We start from the raw sequence: 21625 nt of genomic DNA, 5'->3' as shown, positions 1-21625 counted from the left end.
CGCGGCGTGAGAATCAGTGAGCTGCAAGGTCTGCAAATTCCGCTACCCCGCCAGCCAAAAGTTCCTCGGCCAGTTGGATTCCCAACAGAGTCGCACCAACCTCAGTGAGCCCATCGGTAGCCTTTTTGACTCGCATTTGTTGGGTGCCATCAACAGCGCACACCACCGCTTCAAGGTGCAACATGCTGCCCTTCCGGACGGCAAGCGCCCCCACGGGTGCTGCGCAACCGGCCTCCAAGCGAGCCAAAAGTGCACGTTCAGCTGTCACGGCGAGGCGAGTGTCGACGTCGTCAATTGCTGCAAGTGCCTGGGCAAGAACCTCTTGAGACCCGCTCGCGGGAGCATCGGCGGTGCGGCATTCGATCGCGAGTGCGCCCTGGCCAGGCGCCGGGAGCATCACTTCGGGTTCAAAAAACTCCGTAACGACGTCGCTGCGGCCGATTCGCTCTAGACCTGCCGCAGCGAGTACAACTGCGTCAAGGTCACCAGATTTGCCGGGAACCACAGCGGCCTCCGGATTGCCCGGCAGTCCTGGCACGCGGCCAAGGCGAGTATCCACGTTGCCTCGAATGTCCACCACTGTCAGGTCAGGGCGCGCGGTACGCAGCTGGGCGGCACGGCGAGGTGACCCTGTCCCGACCTTCGAACCCGCTGGTAGCTGCGCCAAGGTCAGCCCGTCACGTGCGCACAAAACGTCGCGGTGATCCACGCGCTTGGGCACGGCCGCTATCGACAACCCAACAGTGCTACCGGTGGGCAAGTCTTTGAGGGAGTGCACAGCTACGTCACAGTCTCCGCGAAGGAGTGCCTCGCGCAGGGCGACCACAAACACACCGGTGCCACCCATTTGGGACAGTGGCCCAGTGAGAACGTCGCCGTCAGTTTTGATGTGCACCAGTTGGGTGTCAAAACCTCCCACGGCGGCCAAGCGGTCAGCCGTTTGCTGGGATTGGGTGAGGGCTAGTTTGCTGGCACGTGTTCCAACACGAATACTCATTTGGTCTGGTCCTGAACTGCCTTCAGGTACGGGGCATGACCGGTACCAACAGTGGTGTCTGCGCCAGCAATGGTGGGCTTTTCGCCACGGAAGTTGGCGCAGCAACCCGGGCGGCACACGTCGAACCAGGGACCAAGGTCGGTCAGGTGCGGCCGGTCGGCAATGTTGTTGTTGGCGGTGCGTTCGCAGATCAGGTCCACAATGCCGGTGATGAACTTAACATGGGTGCCCGGGGTGGGAACACGCACTGCTTCAAGTCCCAGTTTCTGGCTGGTTTCCATCGCTTCGGTGTCTAGGTCCCACACAACTTCCATATGGTCGCTCACAAAACCCAAGGGCACAATCACTACGGCCTTAACACCCTTGCCGTGGAGTTCTTCAATCGCGTCATTGATGTCCGGTTCAAGCCAAGGAACGTGCGGAGCGCCGGAGCGTGACTGGTACACCAAGGACCACGGGATAGTGGCTCCAGCCTCTGCCTCAATACGGCGGATAATCTCAGCGCCGGTAGCCAAATGCTGGGCCACATAGGCGGACCCTTCTTCGAAGCTGCGCGGATCGCCCTCGGAACGTCCAGCTGCCTCTGCATCTCGCGTAGGGATGGAGTGCGTGGAGAACAGGATGTGTACCGAGTCAGCTGACTCTTCAGCATTTCCGGCGGCTGCGAGCTTTGCACGGACTTCGGCTACACCTGCGAGTGTGCCTTCAACGAAGGGCTCCACAAAGCCAGGGTGGTCAAAGTACTGGCGCACCTTGTCCACTTCCAGCTTTCCGTCCAGCCCGGTTTCCACCAGAGCCATACCGATGTCTTCGCGGTACTGGCGGCAGCTGGAGTAACACGAGTAGGCACTCGTGGTGATCATCAGAACCTTGCGGTGACCGGCGTCGTACATGTCCTGGAGGGTCTGCGGGATGTACGGGTCCCAGTTGCGGTTACCCCAGTAGACCGGCAGTTCAATGCCGCGCGCATCGAGTTCGCCTTCAATGGCTACCTTGAGTTCGCGGTTCTGCTGGTTGATGGGACTGATTCCGCCGTTGGCCCGGTAGTGGTGGCTCACCTCTTCAAGCCGCTCATCAGGGATACCGCGGCCACGGGTGACGTTGCGCAGGAAGGGAATCACATCGTCTTGACCTTCAGGGCCACCGAAGGAGGCCAAAAGGATCGCGTCGTAGTCCTTGGGGGCCATCCGGCCTGCTTCGGTCACGGCGTTAGTTGCAGTGTTCGTTGCATCGTTCGTTGCTGAGTTCACCGAGCTCATGCGAGGACCTCGGCAATCCCGTTAGCGTCGATCCGGCGGCCGGTGTAGAACGGAACTTCTTCACGGACGTGGTTGCGGGCATCTGTGTAGCGCAAGTGACGCATCAGGTCCACAAGATCGGTGAGCTCGGGAGCTTCAAGAGCCAGAATCCACTCCCAGTCACCCAGAGCGAAGGATGAAACAGTGTTAGAGAGGACCTGCGGGAAGTCGCGGCCCAGCATTCCGTGGTCACGCAGCATCCGGCCACGTTCCTCAGCGGGGAGCAGGTACCACTCGTAGGAGCGAACAAATGGGTACACACAGAGCCATTCGGCCGGTGCTACACCGCGCGAGAAAGCAGGGCTGTGATTCTTGGAGAACTCGGCTTCGCGGTGCACACCCATGGCGGACCAGACAACTTCGGTGCCGGTAAAGAGTTTGCTGCGGCGGATGTCACGAACTCCCTTTTGCAGCGCTTCGGGACGGGGGCCGTGCAGCCAAATCATCACGTCAGCGTCGGCGCGCATAGCGGAAACATCGTAGGTTCCGCGGACAGTGACACCTTCTTCGGCGAGCTCGGCGGCCAGCCGGTCGAAGTCTTCAGCAGCGTCGCCGCTGCGCAAAACATTGTCGGTGCGCTTGAATACCGTCCAGAGGGTGAAGAACAGCTCTTCGGCCTCGTCGCCTTCGGCGGGTTTAGTGACAGATTCCATAGATGTGTGGCTCATGATCTCCAGTGTCCCTTATGTTTTGCTTGGTAGTAAAAATTCTAGTCTTCTACAGCACGTAGAAGTAACGCATAACGCAGCTCACGTTCCCTGCTCAATAACGCCCCGAACTGCCGCCCGCGCGTCCGCCACAACGGCGGCCAGCCCGGTGCCTGCCAGCCATGCGCCAATAACACTGAGCCCTGATTGGCCTCGGGCCAGTTGCCGCACTTGCGCCACACGATTTTTATGCCCGACGGCGGCAAAGGGCAGCGCTCCTTGCCACGTCACCACATCCCATGCCTCAACGTCCGCCTCTACCAACGGCACACCCAGAAGTGCTGTTGCATCAGCGAGCGCAATCTCAAGCAGTTCTTCATCACTATGGTTCGTCACGGAGCTAACGGTGGCGGCCGCGTCAGAATTCGCTTCCGCCTGGCGTCCATAGGACAACCGGAGAACGTGTGTACCCGGACCCACCGCCGCGGCAGCTTCTTGAGCTGTCCATTCCCACTTGCCAGTGACATGCGTAAGAGCCTTGGCCCGAATATTAGAAGTTCCTGCAGTTTCAGTCCGAGCTGCTTCGCCTGGTGTGGCTGCCCTCTGTGGTGCCACCAAAATTCCTGTTCCGCGCGGCCTCGCATCCAGCTTTGGTGCACGTACAACCAGCGTGACAAGCTTCACGTTGGGTCCAGCACCAGGCCGGAACGGCACCATCTCAGGAATGGACGGGGCCAGCAGATCCACAGCATTTGGCCCATCGAGGGCAACCACCACGTGCGAGGCGAGCGCCTCGCCTTGGGTTGTGCGCACCCGCCAGAGTGGAGCAATTTCTGCTGCTGATCCCTCAACTGTTGTACCGTCGTCGTCCGCTCTTTGCCCGAGCGTAAGGTCAGTTTGGGAACCGTCTGTACGGCTCATGCTCACCACTGACAGCCCGCGTTGCAGCACCACGCGATGCTTGCGCAGATCTTCTAGGAGCGACTCAACTAGTCGGTGCATGCCACCGGAAATACCTGCGACGGCGGAACCCGCCGCGGCTGGTCTGGCTCGCTGGGCTTTAACAGCTTTGGCGAGGGAACCCTGCTCCTGGATTCCAGGGCGCAGCCCCGGGGCCACCATGTCAACGTCCAAAAGTGCGGCGCTTGCGGCGTGGACACCGCCAACTACGGGCTCCACCAAGCGTTTCAAAACTCGTTGCCCCATCCGGCGTTGAACCAGCTCAGCAACACTGGATAGCTCAGCTTCAGTCCCCCAAGCAGGAGGCATCAACGTGTCCATGGACGCCCGGAGCGAGCCCCACCACCCAAGGGTGCGGCGAACTTCCGGGTCCCACGGATTCGCAGGAATTCCCAGGACACCGGTCTTGGGTAATTCTCGGGGTCCCTGCGGCAATTGCACCCAAGCTCCACCTGGCAGAGGCCTAACAATGTGCTCACCCAAGCCCAGCTCGGAGGCAAGATTCGCTACCGCGTCAGTGCGGGTGGCAAAGGATTCGGCACCACTGTCCAGGGTTAGCCCGGCGAGCTGGTGCTTCCCGAGCGCGCCGCCCCACGTAGAACTCGCCTCAAAAACCGTGACGGCGTGACCTGCGTGCGCAAAGTCGCGTGCTGCAACGAGTCCTGCAACGCCGCCGCCCACTACAACTACGTTCACAAGACCTCGATCGAGTGAACCAACTCCACAATCTTGGTGAGGACTCCGGGGTCAGTTTCTGGTGGAACTCCGTGGCCAAGGTTGACCACGTGCCCGGGCGCATTTTCGCCTGCTTCAAGGACTGAACGGACGTGGGCTTCAAGGACGTCCCAGCCTGCTGAAAGCAGAGCCGGGTCAATGTTGCCCTGGAGCGGGACACTGCCTTCCAGACGACGATTGGCTTCATCCAAGCCCAAACGGTAGTCAACACCCATCACGTCAACACCAATGTTCTTCATGGCAACCAATAGTTCAGAGGTGCCGGTACCAAAGTGAACCAGGGGTGCGCCGAGGTCCCGCACGTGGTCCAAAGCTCGGGCCGAAGCCGGGGCAACAAACTTCTCGTAGTCCGCAAGTCCCAAAGACCCAGCCCATGAATCAAAGAGCTGAGCAGCTGAAGCACCGGCCTCAAGCTGTGCACGCAAGAACAGGCCTGAGGCGTCCGCAGCCCATCGCGCCAAGGCGGACCACGTTTCAGGATCGGCGTGCATCATGGTGCGTGGGCCCAAGTGATCGCGTGAAGGTTTGCCTTCAACCATGTAGGCGGCCAGGGTGAACGGAGCCCCCGCGAATCCAATGAGCGGAGTTTTGCCCAGTTCTGCCACGGTGAGGCGGACAGCTTCACGAATGGGTTCCAATGCCTCCCATGTCAGTTCAGGTAGAGCAGCCACATCTGCAGCGGTGCGGACAGGCTTCTCCAGAACAGGGCCAACGCCGGGAACAATGTCCACACCGATTCCGGCCAGCTTGAGCGGGATCACAATGTCAGAGAAGAAAATTGCCGCGTCAACGTCATGCCGACGCACTGGCTGGAGTGTGATTTCCGCCGCCAATTCGGGGCGCAAACACGAGTCCAGCATGGCCACCCCTTCACGTACCTTAAGGTACTCGGGCAGCGAACGGCCGGCCTGACGCATAAACCAAATGGGGCGCCGTGAAGGCTTCCCCCCGCGGTAGGCGGTGATCAGCGCGGAGTCCGCAGTGCGGCCATCGCGCAGCGGATGAGTGGCGTCAAGGGTCCCGGTTCGAAGCTGCATCCTCTTATTCTGCCTAAGGCCGTTGGAGACATATAACGACACTGTGTCAGCGAATTTACCGCGAAATCGCGCTATGTTCTACAGAGTTACGAAAAAGCTATGCTTGGAGTGCTGTGGTTCTTTTTTCTCTCGTGGCTAGCCACGCCGACGTCGATTTAGAGACTGTTGCTCAGTTGAGCAACGGTGCGGCTTCGCTTGCCCAAACGGCAATTGCAGACTCCCCCTCGGTTCAAGGTGCAGTGGTTTTGGCCACCTGCAACCGCTACGAAATTTACGGCGAGGCCACCTCGGATCAAGATCTAGAAGCGGCCCGGTCCAGCCTGATTGAACAAGTCAGCGAACTCAGTGGACTCAATAAACACGTGGTTTCTACGTCCTTTGGGACCCGTACTGGCTCAGACGTCAGCTCTCATCTTTTTGCCGTGAGCTCCGGATTGGACTCCGCTGTGGTCGGTGAACGCGAGATCGCTGGCCAAGTCCGCCGAGCCCTCATCGCCGCCGAGCATAACGGCACGGCAAGCTCCGGTTTAGTCCGCCTTTTCCAAGCAGCATCAAAAACGGCAAAGGACGTTGGCGCACACACCGCTTTGGGTAGCCGGGGACTGTCGATTGTTTCGGTGGCACTGGATTTGGCTCAAGAAATGTCTGTTGACCCGGACTGGTCCGAAAAAAACACTGTGATATTTGGCACAGGTGCCTACGCTGGCGCAACCATGGCCCTTTTGCGCGCCCGCGGATGTACAAACATCGGCGTCTACTCGTCCTCCGGCCGTGCGGAAGGCTTTGTGGCCACACGCGGCGGCATCGCCTTGACGAATAAAACCATCGAGGCTGCACTGGCCCAAGCTGACGTGATCATCGGCTGCAGTGGGTCAGATCAGCGCGTTGAAGCCGAGGATTTGGGCCGGGTACGCGCGGGCACGGAAAAGCCTTTGATTGTTATTGACCTTGCGCTGACCCGTGACTTTGATCCGGCCGTCGGCGAACTGCCCAACGTTGAGCTTTTGACACTTGAATCAGTGCGTCTGGCTGCTCCCCAAGAACAGGCAGATTCCCTTGCTGATGCGAGCAACATCGTGAACGAAGCAGCCGCTGCTTTTGAACAGGAGCGCCGCGCCCGTTCAGTGGATTCGGCCATTGTTGCCTTGCGCCGACACACCATGGACGTTTTGGATGCGGAAATGGAAAAGGTCAGGGCCCGCCACGGTTGCACCGCTGCAGCCGAAGAAGTTGAGTTCGCTCTGCGTCGGATGGTCAAACAACTTCTACACGTTCCCACTGTGCGGGGCCGCGAACTCGCAGCGAAGGGTCAGCAGGATGACTACATAGCTGCCCTCGAGGCGCTTTACGGTATTGAGGTTGATCAGGCCGGCGACACCCAGGCCGGGCAGCGCAGCAAGGAAACTAACAAAAACGCTAGTCAAGAATCCCAGCTGGGTGCCCAGTGCCCGGTTGCCGACGCTGAGTCTGCCTGAGCTAGAAGGCGTTGACTCCGGTCAGTTCCGCGGAAAGCTGCCATAGCCGCTGCGCCGCATCCGCATCGATTGCGTGAGCGTCCACACCCGCATAGCGCGCCGTTGGTGAATCCAGATCGGTGGGTTCAGCCACATCACAGTCCTCGCAATACACACCACCGAGGCCCTCCAAAAGCGGCGAAGTTGCCGCCCATACCGAGGTGGCAGCGCCTTGAGCCGGGGATTTGAAGATCTCGTTGACTTTGCCTTGTTCATTAATCCAGCCCGCGGCCCGCATTTCCTCAACCGGTAAGTGGCGCTGAAGTTCGGTCATAATTCCGCCCGGATGCACGGCGAAGGCGCGCACTCCGTGATCTGCTCCCAAACGGTCAAGTTCAATGGCGAACAGGGCGTTAGCAGTTTTTGCCTGGCCGTAGGCCTTCCACTTGTCATATCCGGTACTGAATTGAGGGTCTTCAAAGCGAATCGGCGAGAGTTTGTGCCCTGTTGAGGACAGCGCCACCACACGAGCTCCCGGCTTGGCGGTCAAGGCTGGCCACAAGCGGTTCGTCAAGGCGTAGTGACCCAGATGGTTGGTGGCGAATTGGGCTTCCCAGCCGGGCCCCACCCGAGTCTCGGGGCAAGCCATAACCGCAGCGTTGTTGATCAAAATGTCCAAGCTTCTGCCTGATCCAAGGAACGACTCCGCGAATGCCTGAACACTCCCCTGATCGGCCAAATCCAAGGAGGCTACTTCTACATCGTCAAGCCCAGCCTCACTGAGGGTTTGCGCGGCTACCTCGGGGCGGCGGGCGGGCACCACTACTGCGGCGCCGCCGTCGTGCAGTGCACGGACGGCTTCCAAGCCCAACCCAGAGTAGCCACCGGTAACAATCGCCGTTTTACCGGCTAGATCGATTCCTGCCAGAACGTCTTTGGCGGTACTGCGAGCGCCGAAGGGCGAGCCAAGGTGTTGCTGCGGGGTGCGGGGACTGTTAGTGCTCATCTGAGACTTCTTCCAAAAGTTGTAGAGGGTTTTAGTAAACCGCTTTGTCCGGTTCCACGTCGCGCACCCAAGCCAACACACCGCCGTCGAGATGGCTGACCTTGGTGTAACCGTGGCTTTTAGCGGCGGCGAGGACATTCGCCGAACGCGTTCCACCTTTGCAGTGGAAAATGATCTCCTTCTCGGTGGGAAGTTGATCCCACGCTTCGCCGTCAAGGATCTTTCCTTGCGGGATCAGTACCGAGCCGGGAATTGAAACAATAGTTCGCTCCCCCGTTTCCCGCACGTCCACGAGCAAGAAGTCCCGTAGGCCTGCATCCCGTGCAGCCAGCATGGTGGCCAGTTGCGGAGCCGTCACGAGTTCGTGAACACCTACAGTGGGCTCTGCGTCGATGCCACAAAAAGCGTTGTAGTCGGCAAGCTCGGTGATCGCTGGTGCGCTGGGGTCCTTGGAGACACGAATTTCCCGCCAGGTGCCGCTTAACGCGTCAAAGAGGGACACTCGCCCTAACAAGGAACGTCCGACGCCGGTAATCAGCTTTACCGCTTCGGTCACCATCAGGGATCCGACGGCGGCGCACAACATTCCGAACACGCCACCTTCCCCACAGCTCGGGACAGAGCCAGCTGGTGGCGCTTCCGGGTAGAGGTCACGGTAGTTGGGTCCATGTTCCGCCCAAAACACGCTGACCTGACCATCAAAGCGGAAAATGGAACCCCACACGTAGGGTTTGCCGAGGATCGCTGCTGCATCGTTGACGAGGTAGCGGGTTTGGAAATTGTCAGCACCGTCGAGGATCAGATCGTATTCGGAGAAGAGTTCTAGGGCGTTGGAGGCTTCGAGGCGTTCTTGGTGAACCCGGACATTAACCAGCGGGTTTAAGTCGTGGATGGCGGCCCGAGCGGATTCGGCTTTGGGCTCTCCGACCCGTTCCACGGTGTGCATAATCTGGCGTTGGAGATTGCTCAGCTCAACAACGTCGTCATCGATAATTCCCAGAGTCCCCACACCTGCAGCAGCTAGGTACAACAACGCTGGCGAGCCCAAGCCACCAGCACCAATAACCAGCACACGAGCATTCTTGAGCCTTCGCTGACCGATATCACCGATTTGCGGAATGATGATGTGCCGCGAATATCGCTCACGTTCTTCTCTGCTCAAAGACTGTGCTGGTTCCACGAGGGGCGGCAGAGAAGGAGAAATGGGGGCGGGGCTGTTCGCAGGCATACTCCAATCTAGGCCTGTCGACGCGCTTATACATATTACTGACGAGTAAAGTGGATTGAGCCGTCAATGAAAGGACCGGAAGTGAGCAGGACGCGCACCACGCAAGAAACATCCCAGGCGAATGCTCGGTCCGCACGTCTACCGCGCGACGAGCGCCGTGCGCAGTTGCTCCATGCGGCTCTTGAAGTGTTTGTGGCCAATGGTTACCACGGTGCCGCGATGGACGAAATCGCTGAAACTGCCCGTGTCTCCAAGCCTGTGCTCTACCAGCACTTCCCATCCAAACGCGAGCTTTATTTGGCCCTTTTGGATAGCAATCTTGAAGAACTGACCGGACTGCTCTTGGGCGCACTAAACTCCACTCAGGACAACAAAGAACGTGTTCAGGCCGTGATGCGCGCCTATTTCCGCTTTATTGCTAGTGACGATCAAGCCCATCGTCTAGTGTTCGAGTCCGGACTAACCAATGACGCTGACGTTAATGCTCGATTGGAAACGTTCAACCGAACCTTTGCTGAGGCGGTGGCCGCCGTGATCGCTGAAGACACCAAGTTGGCACCGCTGGAAGCAGAACTCTTGGGCCGCGGCCTAGCCGGGTTAGCGCAGGTAAGTGCCCGCTATTGGCTAGAAACCGACGGCGATTTGGACCTCGATGTTGCAAGTGATCTGGTCTACCGTTTAGCTTGGCGCGGAATCAGTCGCTTCCCCAAGGAGTCCTGAGCTACAAATGAATAACCTGTTGAATTCTGATGGCTGGGAGGCCTTGTTGTGGAAGTAAAGATTGGTATCCAAAACGTTGGACGTGAAATTTCGCTCGAGTCTTCACAGGACGCCGATGCCGTAGCCAAGATTGTCTCCGAGGCAATCGCTAACGGAACGGATTTGCGTCTGACGGATGAGAAGGGCCGCCAAATCATCGTTCCTGGCAAGGTTTTGGGTTACGTAGAGATTGGTGCTGAAGAAGTCCGTCGTGTGGGATTTGGCACCGTCTAGACCCCTTTTGTAGCTGTTTGAGGCCAAGGAAAGGGACGCTCGCGTGCTTTCACTGATTATTGCCGTTCTTGCAGTCATTGCCGCCGGAGCCATCGTGTGGGGCACAGACAAGCACCACACCTCTTACGGTGCAGCTTTGCCTGCTGGGTTGGGCGTAGCTGTGGCATGCGTGTGCTGGATGGTGGTGATCGCGTTGGGCTTTGGCTATCAACCTGGCCTGACGTGGATCCCTTGGGTGCTGCCGATTGTTCTTGGTACAGCAGCTGCCGTCGCTGTGGTTGTTCCCTTGCGTAAACAGCGCGAAGCCAGTGACCGCGAGCGCCTCACAGCTATTCTCCGCGCCTAGCTTTAGGCCGCTCTCTACAAAAATTCAGCCCGGCCCTGCATGGGTGAGGACGCTAGGGCGTGCTCACGCTTAGGGATTCGCCCTGCGAGCCGGGCAAGACGCCCTGCTGCCACCGCGTGGCGAAAGGCCTCGCCCATCATCACGGGGTCCTGAGCCCGGGTCACTGCAGTTGCCAACAGCACTGCGTCGCAGCCTAGCTCCATGGCAAGGGCCGCGTCCGAGGCCGTGCCGATTCCGGCGTCGAGCACTACCGGGACGTTGGCGCGGGCAACGATCAGTTCGATGTTGTGCGGGTTGAGGATGCCCAAGCCTGTCCCAATCGGAGCACCGAGTGGCATGACGGCGGCAGCGCCTAAGTTTTCCAGACGCAACGCCAGAACCGGATCGTCGTTGGTGTAAGCGAACACTTGGAACCCACTTGCCACGAGTTGTTCGGTCGCTTGAACTAGCTCCACGGCATCCGGGAGCAGGGTTTGCTCGTCGGCTATAACCTCAAGCTTCACCCAGTTGGTCTCTAGGGCTTCTCGTGCCAGTTCAGCTGTCAAAACAGCGTCGCGAGCGGTGTAGCAACCAGCCGTGTTGGGCAGAACGCGGATCCCGTGGCTTTGCAGCAGTTCGAAGAGCGAGCCTGCCGTGGCAGGTGAATAGCGGCGCATGGCCACGGTGGTGAGTTCAGTCCCGGAAGCCACCAGCGCCGCCCCCAAACCGTCCAGGCTTGGCGCACCTCCAGTGCCCATAATAAGCCGCGAATTCAGTGCCACGCCGTCGATGTGAAGTTGGTCCTTGGACATTTCAGCCTCCCTGTACTGCTGTAACGAGTTCGACGTCGTCTTCCGAACAAAGCGTTGTTCCGCGCCATTGGCTTCGTGGCACCACCGCTGCGTTGCGGGCAACAGCAATACCCAGCCTGCGGCCGTCAACGGCTTGTCCTTGTTCATTGATCGTTCTGCCCGTGACGGCTTGGACAAGGTCTGCAACGGTGGCTCCAGCGCTAAGGCTGTGTGGCTCCCCGTTGAGTGAAATATTGAGCGTGGTCACGAATGCTCCCGGTCCTTGCTGTGAGTTGTGGGTAGGGAAAATCTGTCCGGTCTAAAAGGCGCCCACCGTACGTCCGCTATTCTGTCCATAAGTTGGCGGCAAATCTGGGCTGCAACAGGCGCAAGGAGAACGCCGTGGCGGAAGAACCCGGTGGCCACAATCAACCCCGGAATGTCCTGGCTTTTGGGATTGAGCTGGCTCCTTGGATCCGAACTTGAGTGGCCAGAGCTTGAGTTGTCAGAGCTTGAGTTGTCAGAGCTTGAGTTGTCACAGTGCAGTGTGGATGCGGCAACTCGCCCCAGGAGCGGGGCGTTGTCTGGAGTACCTGGACGTGGCCTTGAAGTGGACTCGAAAAGTTCGAGCTCAGCCACGGCCGGAACCAACGATTGGGCGTCGCGGAGCAGTTGGTAAACGCCTCCGGCAGAAACACCGGAGCTATTGTCCTCACGGGAGGTGGCACCAATAACTACCGTCCCGTCCTCTCGAGGCACAATGTAAACGGGAACACCATGGACGCTTCCGCGCACAGTGGCGGTCAGCAGCGGACGCAATTTTGAAGGCACCCGGAGGCGAAGAATATCCCCGTACACTTTCCGCAGGGGCAGCCGAAGACCGGGTGGAAGCCCTTGCAACTCTTCTGCGTAAGTTCCATTAGCAACTACCACTTCTTGTGACCTGACCGTGCGGCCATCTCCAAGGTCCACTCCCGCGACCCTGGCATCACTCCACACCAAGCCGAGCGCGCGCTCGCTCAGGTGAATGCCGCCGTCGTTAATAAAGGTCTCTAAAAGTGCTGCGTGAATTCGCCGTGGATCCACTTGGTGGTCTTGGGGAATGGTGTAAGCGGCCGACAGCCCTGGGGCCAATAGCGGCTCCGCACTGCGGGCCCGTGACACCGTTAGTGGTTGTACGTTGAGTCCTTGACGAAGTTGTTCCGCGTACAGGTCCGCTAGGGCCCGACGATCGGCCGCGTCCACACCCAATAGCAGTGTTTCTGTGTTCTGGTAACCGGCGTTCGGAGCAAACGGACGTGCAAACTCTGGCCACAATCGGGCCGATTCGAGAGTGAGTTCAAGGAGTTGCTGCTCTTGATAATGGAGCTCACTCACTGGTGCCAGCATCCCTGCTGCAGCGTGGGTGGCGCCGGTTCCGGGTGCTGGATCAATCAGCACCACCGAACGGCCAGACGTGAGGGCTTGGTATGCGATAGCCATCCCCACAATGCCCGCGCCAATGACGGCAACGTCAGCCTCTACGGCCATCTTCATTCCTTCCCTACGCCGGCACTATCCGGATCAGGTATAACGGTCGGCACTAAAGCCCTCTCAGCCGTGAACAACACCGTGTTCAAGCTCCCGCAGTACTCGCCCAGTCTAAAGGAACTACGCTGGTTCTTATGAGCCAACACGTCCACCATGCTGCCCGCCTCTACCTGTGCACCGATGCGCGCACCGAACGCGGAGATTTTGCCGACTTTGTTGACGCCGCATTTTCCGGTGGCGTTGACATCATCCAGCTGCGGGACAAGAACATTGATGTGGCCACGGAGCTGGAAGCACTCAAAGTTCTTGAGGCAGCCGCTACACGGCACGGACGGTTGTGGGCCGTCAACGATCGCGCCGACGTGGCGAGCCTTGCACAAGCTCCGGTGTTCCACATTGGGCAGGATGATCTCCCCTTCGACTTTGCTCGAAAAGTGCTGGGCAAAAAAACGGTGATAGGTATGTCCACTCACTCCCCAGCCCAAGTGGACGCCGCCATTGCTGCAGCCCCGGGCCGTAAAGGTTTGGACTACTTCTGTGTAGGCCCACTGTGGGCGACTCCCACCAAACCCGGCCGGGCCGCCGTCGGGCTGGAATTGGTGGAATATGCGGCTCAAGCAGCAGCCAAAATCGATGGCCCCATTCAGATCCCTTGGTTCGCAATCGGCGGGATTGACCTGAGCAACATCGGCCAAGTGGTGGAAGCTGGGGCCCAGCGTGTGGTGGTGGTTCGCGCCATTACCGAGGCTAGCGATCCTGCTGAAGCGGCCCTCAAGTTGCTTGAAGCGTTACCCAGCCAAGACGACGTGGCCAACAGCTAGATTTCTTGCTCAGACGGGCCAAGAATCGGTGGAGCGGACGGAGCTGCGGCAATCGTGACGAAGAATTTGACGCTATTTCCGCCACTAAGGTGGCTTTTCCCGCTAGCCTGAATTTCGTGTCTCATCAACGGATAGCCCCACGCGCCCTTGACCCGCAGAGCCAATTGGCAGGTGCACTGAGTGCCCTAAAAACTGAGCTCAAACTGCCCTTGGAATATCCTCCAGTGGCCGTCCAAGACGCAGAAGCTGCTGTGGCTAAGCATCAGCTTCCAAGCCTTGACCTCACGGCCTTTGAATTTGTGACGATAGATCCACCCAGCTCAACTGACCTTGACCAAGCCATGTATTTGGAACGGGCCGGCGACGGCTACAAAGTTCTCTACGCGATTGCTGACGTGCCGTCTTTTGTGAACCCAGGCGGCGAACTGGATGCTGAGACTCGCCGTCGTGGTCAGACTTTTTACGCTCCGGACGGCCGCATCCCTCTGCACCCAGAGATTATTTCCGAAGACGCTGGCAGCCTGCTGCCAGATCAGCTTCGAGCTGCCTATGTGTGGGAATTCGAACTCGACGCCAATGCCGAGCTGACCTCCGCCGTCGTCCGCCGTGCTCAAGTCCGCAGCCGAGCCAAACTTAACTATCAAGGTGTTCAAGAGCAGATCGACAACGGCACCGCCTCAGAGAGTCTTCAGCTGCTCAAAGAGATCGGCCTCAAACGCATTGAACTAGAACGCAAGCGCGGCGGTGCGAGCCTGAACATCCCCGAGCAGGAGATCGAACAAGTCCCCGGTGGTTCCGGCATAACCTACCGGATTGTGGCAGCCCCGCAACTACCCGTTGAGGATTGGAACGCACAAATTTCATTGCTCACCGGAATGGCGGCCGCTGACATTATGCTCAAGGGGAAGGTGGGCATTCTGCGGACCATGCCTGCTCCCGATGAAAAATCTCTGAAAGCATTTACCTTGCAGACTGCTGCATTGGGTCAAAAATGGGACTCCTCGATCTCCTATGGTGAATATCTGCGCACCCTTGATCCAAGCAACCCCAAGCACTTGGCCATTTTGCATTCGGCCGGCGTTTTGTTCCGCGGAGCCGGCTACACCCCCTTTGACGGGGACGTTCCGCAAGAAACGGTTCAGGCAGCCATTGGGGCTCCGTACGCGCACACCACTGCACCGTTGCGCCGCCTCGTTGACCGTTGGAGTCTTGTTATTTGTGAGGCTTTGAGTAACGGCCAAGAAGTCCCTGCCTGGGCAAGGGAGTCTTTGGCGCAATTGCCTGAGATTATGACGGCTTCAGACCAGTTGGCGTCCAAACTTGAACGTGTCTCCATAGACACCATTGAGGCTGCGATTTTGAGTCCTCTGGTGGGCCGGGAATTTGAAGCAGTGGTCATTTCGGGGTCCCGAGACGGCAACGGCAAGCCGGATCACGTTCCCTACGGAATAGTTCAAATTGCCGAACCTGCTGTCGCTGCTCGCTGCGAAGGCGAAATGGAAGCTGGCACCGTAGTGAGGGTCAAACTGGTCTCGGTAGACATCGTCAAACGCGAGATTGTGCTCCAACGCGTGGGCTAAGCACTCAGCGTTGCCAGCGCCACAAGGTAGCCCACCTTGTGGCGCGATCCCGTGATTCGGCTGCTCTACGGCTAGACTGAAAAAGTAGTTATGGATGCCCGGTCGTTGATTGAACCACCAAACTTCGCTGGCCGCAGCTGATGCGGTCCCTGAAATCAACAATCCCGCCCCTACGCGGACTGATAATGAACCGCCGGTCCCAGTGCCGGCGCCTAGAAAAACCGCGATCGGCTCCACTGGAATTGTCTGCGCGTTTACCGTGTGCTCCGAAGGTCCGGAACAACGTTCTACCTCTACGTCGAGCACAACGCGCGGCCCAAATGAATAAGGAAACTCCCTGTGAGTGAATTGCACACCCATGAAATCCTCAGCGATGCCTCCGGTACGGAAGTCCTTGAGCCTGAAGAGACCATCGTTACCACCGCGGTAGCTAAAGAAATTGAAGAGAAGTCTTTCGCCGACTACGACGTCCGCGCAGACATCGTTGAGTCGCTGGCTGATGCCGGAATTACTCATCCTTTCCCCATCCAGTCCATGACCTTGCCCGTAGCCCTTGCTGGCCACGACATCATTGGTCAGGCCAAAACCGGAACGGGTAAAACGCTCGGCTTTGGTATCCCCGCTCTTCAGCGTGTGGTTGGCCAGGATGACCCCGGCTATGACCGTTTGCCAGCACCGGGTGCGCCTCAAGCACTCGTTATTGTTCCCACGCGTGAACTTGCCGTTCAGGTGGCTAACGATCTTCAGACTGCCTCACGCAAGCGCAACGCGCGGATAGCTACCATTTACGGTGGGCGCGCCTACGAGCCTCAGATTGAAGCTCTTCAAAAGGGCGTTGAGCTTGTAGTGGGTACCCCGGGTCGACTCATTGACCTTTACAAGCAAAAGCATTTGGTCCTCAAAAACGTCAAGATCGTGATCCTCGATGAGGCTGACGAAATGCTTGACCTTGGTTTCTTGCCGGACGTGGAAACATTGATCGCTGGTACTCCTGCGGTCCGCCAGACCTTGTTGTTCTCTGCCACCATGCCTGGCCCGGTCATTGCTATGGCCCGGCGCTACATGACCCAGCCCACGCACATTCGTGCAGCTGACCCGGATGACGAAGGCCTGACCAAGCGCGACATCCGTCAGCTGATCTACCGTGCCCACGCCATGGACAAGATTGAGGTTGTGGCACGTATTCTGCAGGCACGTGGCCGCGGACGCAGCATCATCTTCACCAAAACCAAGCGCACCGCCGCCAAAGTTTCTGAAGAGCTGGTTGATCGCGGTTTCGCCGCTGCAGCCATCCACGGTGACCTTGGACAGGGTGCACGCGAGCAGGCTTTGCGAGCTTTCCGCAACAACAAGGTGGACGTTTTGGTTGCCACTGACGTTGCTGCCCGCGGTATTGATGTGGACGATGTCACTCACGTGATCAACTACCAGTGCGTAGAAGACGAGAAAATCTACTTGCACCGTGTTGGCCGCACCGGCCGCGCAGGCAACAAGGGCACCGCGGTGACCTTTGTTGACTGGGATGACATGCCTCGCTGGGGTCTGATCAACAAGGCCCTAGGCCTGAGCGTCCCCGAGCCAATCGAGACCTACTCCTCTTCACCCCACCTCTATGAGGACTTGGACATTCCGGCCGGCACCAAGGGCCGTTTGCCCCGCAATCAGCGCGTACTTGAAGGCGTTGGCGGCGAAGTTCTTGAAGACTTGGGCGAGACCGGCAAAAAGAATGCTGGAGGTTCGCGTCCGGATTCTCGCGGCCCCCGGCAGAATTCCCGCGGTGGCGCTTCACAGGGTTCACGCAGCGGTTCTCACGACCGTAACCGCGACGGCGGCCGTGATTCCGGACGCCAGTCCGAGGCCGCCACTCGGGATGCCGCAAGCACCTCACGGCCCGCACGTGATGAGAACCGCACGGAGGCCGCAGCATCAGCGTCGTCCGAGCCGCGCGTTCGCCGTAACCGTAGCCGTACTCGTCGCCGTAACGGCGAGGTAGTCAACGCCCCGGAGCAGGGTGGCAACAACGCCCCCTCCACTAACGAAGGCTAAGACGCCTCGATGCACAACTCTGTCTGGGCGCCGGACGGCAGCAATTTGGTGGTTCACGCTGATAATGCGGAATTTTTGCCAACACTGCCGGACGGCGCCTTTACTCTGATTTATGTTGATCCGCCGTTCAACACCGGGCGGGTTCAAAGCCGCCAGCTGACCACGATGGTACGCAGCGAAGCCGCCGATGGTGACCGCGTGGGTTTCCAAGGCCGGTCTTATGCCACGGTCAAGGGCGCCTTGCACCGTTACGACGACGCGTTCAGCGACTATTGGGCCTTTTTGGAGCCTCGGCTTATGGAAGCTTGGCGCCTTCTTGCCGACGATGGCACCTTGTACTTGCACCTTGATTACCGTGAGGTGCACTACGCCAAAGTGATGTTGGATTCGATCTTTGGGCGCGAATCGTTCCTCAACGAGATCATCTGGGCCTACGACTACGGCGCACGAGCGAAGAACCGTTGGCCCACCAAGCACGACAACATCTTGGTGTACGTCAAAAACCCGTCCCGTTATCACTTTGATGCAGCAGCTGTGGACCGGGAACCCTATATGGCTCCCGGGCTGGTCACCGAGGCCAAACGAAAGCTCGGCAAACTGCCGACCGACGTCTGGTGGCACACCATCGTCTCCCCCACCGGTAAAGAGAAAACTGGTTACCCCACGCAGAAGCCCGAGGGCCTCATTCGGCGCATCGTGACAGCGTCAAGCCGTGAAGGCGACTGGTGCTTAGACTTTTTTGCCGGTTCAGGGACGCTCGGTGCTGTCGCTTCAAAATCGGGGCGCCGTTTTGTGTGTGTTGACCAAAACCCGCCAGCCATCGAAGTAATGGCCAAGCGCCTGGGTGCGGTAGCCGAGGTAGTAGGTTTCCCTAGCTCCAAGAACGCATAAAAGCGTGGACCGAGTCGGCGATCATTTGCACAGCGATCGCCGAGAGCAAAAGACCAGCAATACGGGTGACGAGTTCCACGCCGTTCTCACCCAATACCCGCTGAACCAGCCCAGCAAAGCGCATGGCCAAATACAGGGCCGCGAGGGTTACAGCAATGCCCAAGCCTACTGCCAGGTACTGCGGGAACGTCGAGGACCGCTGCACGTTGACCATCACTGCCACAATCGCGCCCGGACCTGCCATCAACGGAGTACCCAACGGCACAAAGGCAACGTTTTTGTACTTGGTAGCTGTCTCTTCGCCACCCGTAGAGCCAGTGAGCAATTGCAGTGCGATCAGCACCAGCAGCAACCCACCAGCGCCTTGAAGCGCAGCGAGGGAAATGTGCATGTAGTTCAGAATGGATTGGCCAAAGATGGCAAAAGCCACAATCACACCGGTGGCCACCAAAAGCGCTTGTAACGCTGAGAGGTTCCGGTCTCGGGGCGACATTTGAGCCGTCAGAGACATAAAAATGGGCACGGTGCCGGGCGGGTCCATGATCACAAATAGCGTCACGAGTACCGAGGCAAAAAGTTGCAGGTCAATCCAGTTCACTAGCCAAGTTTAGTGGCCCAGTTTAGGCAAAAGGACTGAAACGGCATGTGAAATTGCCAATCCAGCTCCAGCTGTTCAGGACCTTAGGGACGTACGACGGCGGCGCCTCGCCCTTGGGCTTCAATCTCCCCCAAGGCTTCCTCGCTGGTCAGGTTCTCGCCGAGGCGGTTAACCTTTCCGCTGCCGTGATAATCGCTGGACCCGGTGATCAACAGTGAGTGCTTGACAGCGAGCTGGCGCAAGAACTCCCGGCCGTCCTCAGGATTATCTCGGTGGTCAATCTCTACCCCGGCCAGTCCGGCGTCGATCATCTCTAGAAAGACTGACTCTTCCACTACCCGGCCGCGGGCTGCGGCAACAGGGTGAGCGAAGACGGGCACGCCACCGGCCGCACGGACCAATTCAACGGCGCGGGCAGGATGCGGCGCATAGTGATGCGCGTAGTACTTTGAGTGCGGCGTGAGAATGGAGGCGAAAGCTTCACTCCGGTCAGCCACTATCCCGGCGGCTACAAGCGCGTCGGCAATGTGCGGCCTTCCTACGGTGGCACCGGGGGAAACGTGAGCTGTAACGTCATCCCAGCTCAGCGGGTAGTCCTCCGCCAGCAAGTTGACCATGGTCTCGGCCCGGCTGAGCCGCGCGTCGCGAGCCTTGGTGATCTCCTCGAGCAAACCAGGATCCGCCGGATCGTGCAGGTAGCTGAGAAGATGGACGCTGATCCCATTGTCCGTGCGGCAAGAAACCTCCATTCCGGGAACAAAGCTCAGCCCTAAAGCCGTTGCTGCAGCCGCCGCTTCTGCCCAGCCAGCCGTGGTGTCGTGGTCCGTGAGCGCCACGACGTCAAGGGCTGCAGCGTGCGCAGATTTCATCACCTCGGCAGGAGATTCGGTGCCGTCGGAGATGCGTGAATGGGTGTGCAGATCGATCCTCACGCTCTCAGCCTAGACGAGCTGGGGCCATTGAGCCCCTCGCGCTTGGCCGCCCGCGCGCCCGGTGAGAACATGGGATGGTGACTAACGCTGAAAACACCCCCGAAGTAAGCTCTCAAGCTCTCGAAGACCGCGTGAATAATCGTTCACAGCGACCCAATTCTGTTGCTTTTAAGGCCTTTATGGCTAGCAACTGGGCCCCCGCCTCTTCGGAGTTGCCGGGCCTCGACGAGGTCGCAGACCACGCCGCCGGACGCCGTCGTGCCATTTCTGAACTGTTCAAGGGCGAACGTTTGGTGATTCCGGCCGGCCCGTTGAAAGTCCGTTCCAATGACTGCGATTACCGTTTCCGCCCGCACTCCGCTTTTGCCCATCTGACCGGTTTGGGCTTGGACCATGAGCCGGATGCTGTGCTGATTCTGGAACCTACCGATGAAGGAAAGGGCGATGACGGCGGTCACCACCACGCGACGCTCTACTTCCGTCCTTTGGCCGGCCGGGACACCGAACAGTTCTACGCCGACGCCCGATCAGGCGAGTTCTGGATTGGCCCGCGCCCAACCTTGGCGGAGTTCAAGGCTCGTTTGGGCCTTGCCACGGCTCATCTGGATGAGCTCGAAGTTGCCATCACCAAAAACGTGGGTGCGCCGGAGATCGGCGGAATTTCCATCCGCTTGGTGCGCAAAGTTGATGAGAACATCGATGCTCTTGTTGATACCGCACGCTACAACACCGCGAAGGACCCTGAGAACCTTGACCTCACCGCGTTGGACGCCCTGGACGAGGTTCTGAGCGAAGCGCTCTCTGAGCTGCGTCTACTCAAGGACGAGTGGGAAATTCAGCAGATGAAGGTGGCCATTGCGGCCACCGTTCAAGGCTTCGAAGAAGTTGTGAAGTCCTTGCCTCGAGCCATTGGCCACCGCCGCGGCGAGCGCGTTGTTGAGGGCGCATTTTTTGCTCGTGCCCGCGAAGAAGGCAATGAGCTGGGTTATGACACCATCGCAGCCGCCGGTAACAACGCCACCATCCTCCACTGGACCCACAACAATGGGACAGTCAAGGAAGGCGAATTGCTTCTCTTGGACGCTGGGGTCGAAGCAGATTCGCTCTACACCGCTGACGTCACCCGTACCTTGCCTACAAACGGCACCTTTTCCGAGGTTCAGCGCAAGGTTTACCAGGCTGTACTGGACGCTGCCGATGCAGGTTTCGCAGCAGCCCAGCCGGGTGTGAAGTTCCGCGATATCCACTCCACGGCAACCCGCGTTTTGGCCGAGCGCCTGGCCGAATGGGGCCTGTTGCCGGTCTCCGTAGAAGAAGCCGTTTCTCCGGAGGGCCAGCAGCACCGCCGATGGATGCCCCACGGCACCAGCCACCACTTGGGACTGGACGTTCACGACTGTGCCCAGGCCAAGCGCGAGCTGTACCTCGACGGCGTACTGACGGAGGGAATGGTCTTCACCATTGAGCCGGGTCTCTACTTCAAGAACGAGGATCTGGCGATCCCGGAAGAGTACCGCGGTATTGGTGTGCGCATTGAGGATGACATCCTGATGACCGCTGAAGGTCCAGTCAATCTCTCCGCTGCACTTCCGCGCACCCCGGAGGAAGTTGAGAACTGGATGGCAGGGCTAGCTCAGGGCTAAACCCGCCCTACTGCAAAAACGGCGGCTTCGGTTGCTCTAGAACTTCTAGAGCAACCGAAGCCGCCGTTATGTGGTGACCCTCTTGGCTTCCCTGGTGTTGTCCCCTTCCCCAG

At 58.9% G+C, this 21625-nt stretch carries 21 protein-coding genes and 1 riboswitch; of the genes, 9 read left to right on the top strand and 12 right to left on the bottom strand.

The window, feature by feature from the left end; translation table 11 throughout:
* Nucleotides 1-13: 13 nt before the first annotated feature.
* The 5 genes from hemC to hemE all read right to left on the bottom strand — a co-directional run bounded on the left by hemC (nt 14) and on the right by hemE (nt 5674).
* Complete coding sequence (gene hemC / locus ACQR35_RS03065; RefSeq protein WP_430266546.1) at nt 14-997, bottom strand: hydroxymethylbilane synthase; 984 nt, start codon at nt 995-997, stop codon at nt 14-16.
* A complete protein-coding gene (locus ACQR35_RS03060) occupies nt 994-2256 on the bottom strand; it encodes a ferrochelatase (RefSeq protein WP_430269161.1) in 1263 nt (420 codons plus the stop codon). Before ACQR35_RS03060 ends, hemC begins: the two co-directional genes overlap by 4 nt.
* Nucleotides 2253-2963, bottom strand: a complete 711-nt coding sequence (hemQ, locus tag ACQR35_RS03055; RefSeq protein WP_430269160.1) for a hydrogen peroxide-dependent heme synthase — start codon at nt 2961-2963, stop codon at nt 2253-2255. Before hemQ ends, ACQR35_RS03060 begins: the two co-directional genes overlap by 4 nt.
* 81 nt (nt 2964-3044) lie before the next feature.
* Entirely contained in the window at nt 3045-4598 is a 1554-nt protein-coding gene (locus tag ACQR35_RS03050) for a protoporphyrinogen/coproporphyrinogen oxidase (RefSeq protein WP_430269159.1), read from the bottom strand.
* Nucleotides 4595-5674, bottom strand: coding sequence for a uroporphyrinogen decarboxylase (gene hemE / locus ACQR35_RS03045; protein WP_430269158.1), 1080 nt, complete (start codon nt 5672-5674; stop codon nt 4595-4597). Before hemE ends, ACQR35_RS03050 begins: the two co-directional genes overlap by 4 nt.
* Nucleotides 5675-5787: 113 nt before the next feature.
* On the opposite strand from hemE, the gene ACQR35_RS03040 reads away from it, so the two are divergent.
* Complete coding sequence (locus ACQR35_RS03040) at nt 5788-7149, top strand: glutamyl-tRNA reductase (RefSeq protein ID WP_430269157.1); 1362 nt, start codon at nt 5788-5790, stop codon at nt 7147-7149.
* 1 nt (nt 7150) lies between these two features.
* On the opposite strand, the gene ACQR35_RS03035 is transcribed toward ACQR35_RS03040, so the two are convergent.
* The gene (locus ACQR35_RS03035) at nt 7151-8134 is read right to left on the bottom strand and encodes an SDR family NAD(P)-dependent oxidoreductase (protein ID WP_430269156.1); all 984 of its coding nucleotides are present in this window, start codon (nt 8132-8134) and stop codon (nt 7151-7153) included.
* A 31-nt stretch (nt 8135-8165) separates the two neighbouring features.
* On the bottom strand, nt 8166-9362 hold the full coding sequence (gene moeB / locus ACQR35_RS03030) for a molybdopterin-synthase adenylyltransferase MoeB (protein WP_430266539.1): 1197 nt from the start codon (nt 9360-9362) through the stop codon (nt 8166-8168).
* A gap of 66 nt (nt 9363-9428) precedes the next feature.
* Here moeB and ACQR35_RS03025 point away from each other — a divergent pair, with 66 nt between their 5' ends.
* The 3 genes from ACQR35_RS03025 to ACQR35_RS03015 are packed head-to-tail and all read left to right on the top strand — an operon-like array spanning nt 9429 to nt 10701.
* Nucleotides 9429-10082, top strand: a complete 654-nt coding sequence (locus ACQR35_RS03025) for a TetR/AcrR family transcriptional regulator (RefSeq protein WP_430266538.1) — start codon at nt 9429-9431, stop codon at nt 10080-10082.
* 48 nt (nt 10083-10130) lie between these two features.
* The gene (locus tag ACQR35_RS03020; RefSeq protein WP_430266537.1) at nt 10131-10355 is read left to right on the top strand and encodes a DUF3107 domain-containing protein; all 225 of its coding nucleotides are present in this window, start codon (nt 10131-10133) and stop codon (nt 10353-10355) included.
* 43 nt (nt 10356-10398) lie between these two features.
* Nucleotides 10399-10701, top strand: a complete 303-nt coding sequence (locus ACQR35_RS03015) for a hypothetical protein (protein WP_430266536.1) — start codon at nt 10399-10401, stop codon at nt 10699-10701.
* 14 nt (nt 10702-10715) lie between these two features.
* Here ACQR35_RS03015 and ACQR35_RS03010 read toward each other — a convergent pair whose 3' ends face one another.
* The 3 genes from ACQR35_RS03010 to thiO all read right to left on the bottom strand — a co-directional run bounded on the left by ACQR35_RS03010 (nt 10716) and on the right by thiO (nt 13007).
* Nucleotides 10716-11492, bottom strand: coding sequence for a thiazole synthase (locus tag ACQR35_RS03010; protein WP_430269155.1), 777 nt, complete (start codon nt 11490-11492; stop codon nt 10716-10718).
* A gap of 1 nt (nt 11493) precedes the next feature.
* Nucleotides 11494-11739 carry a sulfur carrier protein ThiS gene (gene thiS / locus ACQR35_RS03005; RefSeq protein WP_430266534.1) on the bottom strand — a complete coding sequence of 82 codons (246 nt, stop codon included), beginning with the start codon at nt 11737-11739 and terminating at the stop codon, nt 11494-11496.
* A complete protein-coding gene (gene thiO / locus ACQR35_RS03000; RefSeq protein WP_430269154.1) occupies nt 11736-13007 on the bottom strand; it encodes a glycine oxidase ThiO in 1272 nt (423 codons plus the stop codon). The genes thiS and thiO overlap by 4 nt, the downstream gene beginning before the upstream one ends.
* Nucleotides 12995-13108, bottom strand: a riboswitch (TPP riboswitch). (Overlaps the previous gene by 13 nt.)
* 27 nt (nt 13109-13135) lie before the next feature.
* On the opposite strand from thiO, the gene thiE reads away from it, so the two are divergent.
* The 4 genes from thiE (at nt 13136) to ACQR35_RS02980 (ending at nt 18339) form a co-directional block, all read left to right on the top strand.
* Nucleotides 13136-13822, top strand: a complete 687-nt coding sequence (gene thiE, locus ACQR35_RS02995; protein ID WP_430266532.1) for a thiamine phosphate synthase — start codon at nt 13136-13138, stop codon at nt 13820-13822.
* 116 nt (nt 13823-13938) lie between these two features.
* Entirely contained in the window at nt 13939-15402 is a 1464-nt protein-coding gene (locus ACQR35_RS02990; protein WP_430269153.1) for an RNB domain-containing ribonuclease, read from the top strand.
* A 339-nt stretch (nt 15403-15741) separates the two neighbouring features.
* Nucleotides 15742-17448 (top strand): DEAD/DEAH box helicase, encoded by a 1707-nt coding sequence (locus tag ACQR35_RS02985; RefSeq protein ID WP_430266530.1) that lies wholly within the window; start codon nt 15742-15744, stop codon nt 17446-17448.
* 9 nt (nt 17449-17457) lie between these two features.
* A complete protein-coding gene (locus ACQR35_RS02980) occupies nt 17458-18339 on the top strand; it encodes a DNA-methyltransferase (RefSeq protein ID WP_430266529.1) in 882 nt (293 codons plus the stop codon).
* On the opposite strand, the gene ACQR35_RS02975 is transcribed toward ACQR35_RS02980, so the two are convergent.
* Nucleotides 18320-18928 carry a MarC family protein gene (locus ACQR35_RS02975; protein WP_430266725.1) on the bottom strand — a complete coding sequence of 203 codons (609 nt, stop codon included), beginning with the start codon at nt 18926-18928 and terminating at the stop codon, nt 18320-18322. The two genes, ACQR35_RS02980 and ACQR35_RS02975, sit on opposite strands and share 20 nt — an antisense overlap.
* Before the next feature lie 92 nt (nt 18929-19020).
* Nucleotides 19021-19869, bottom strand: coding sequence for a PHP domain-containing protein (locus ACQR35_RS02970; protein ID WP_430266528.1), 849 nt, complete (start codon nt 19867-19869; stop codon nt 19021-19023).
* A gap of 77 nt (nt 19870-19946) precedes the next feature.
* On the opposite strand from ACQR35_RS02970, the gene ACQR35_RS02965 reads away from it, so the two are divergent.
* A complete protein-coding gene (locus ACQR35_RS02965; protein WP_430269152.1) occupies nt 19947-21512 on the top strand; it encodes an aminopeptidase P family protein in 1566 nt (521 codons plus the stop codon).
* The last annotated feature ends 113 nt before the right edge of the window (nt 21513-21625 follow it).

It is taken from the genome of Pseudarthrobacter sp. J1738, from assembly GCF_050490315.1.
Classification (GTDB): domain Bacteria; phylum Actinomycetota; class Actinomycetes; order Actinomycetales; family Micrococcaceae; genus JBNPEO01.
Note: the sequence above shows the minus strand (reverse complement) of the source record. Positions and strands in the feature narration are given on the sequence as shown.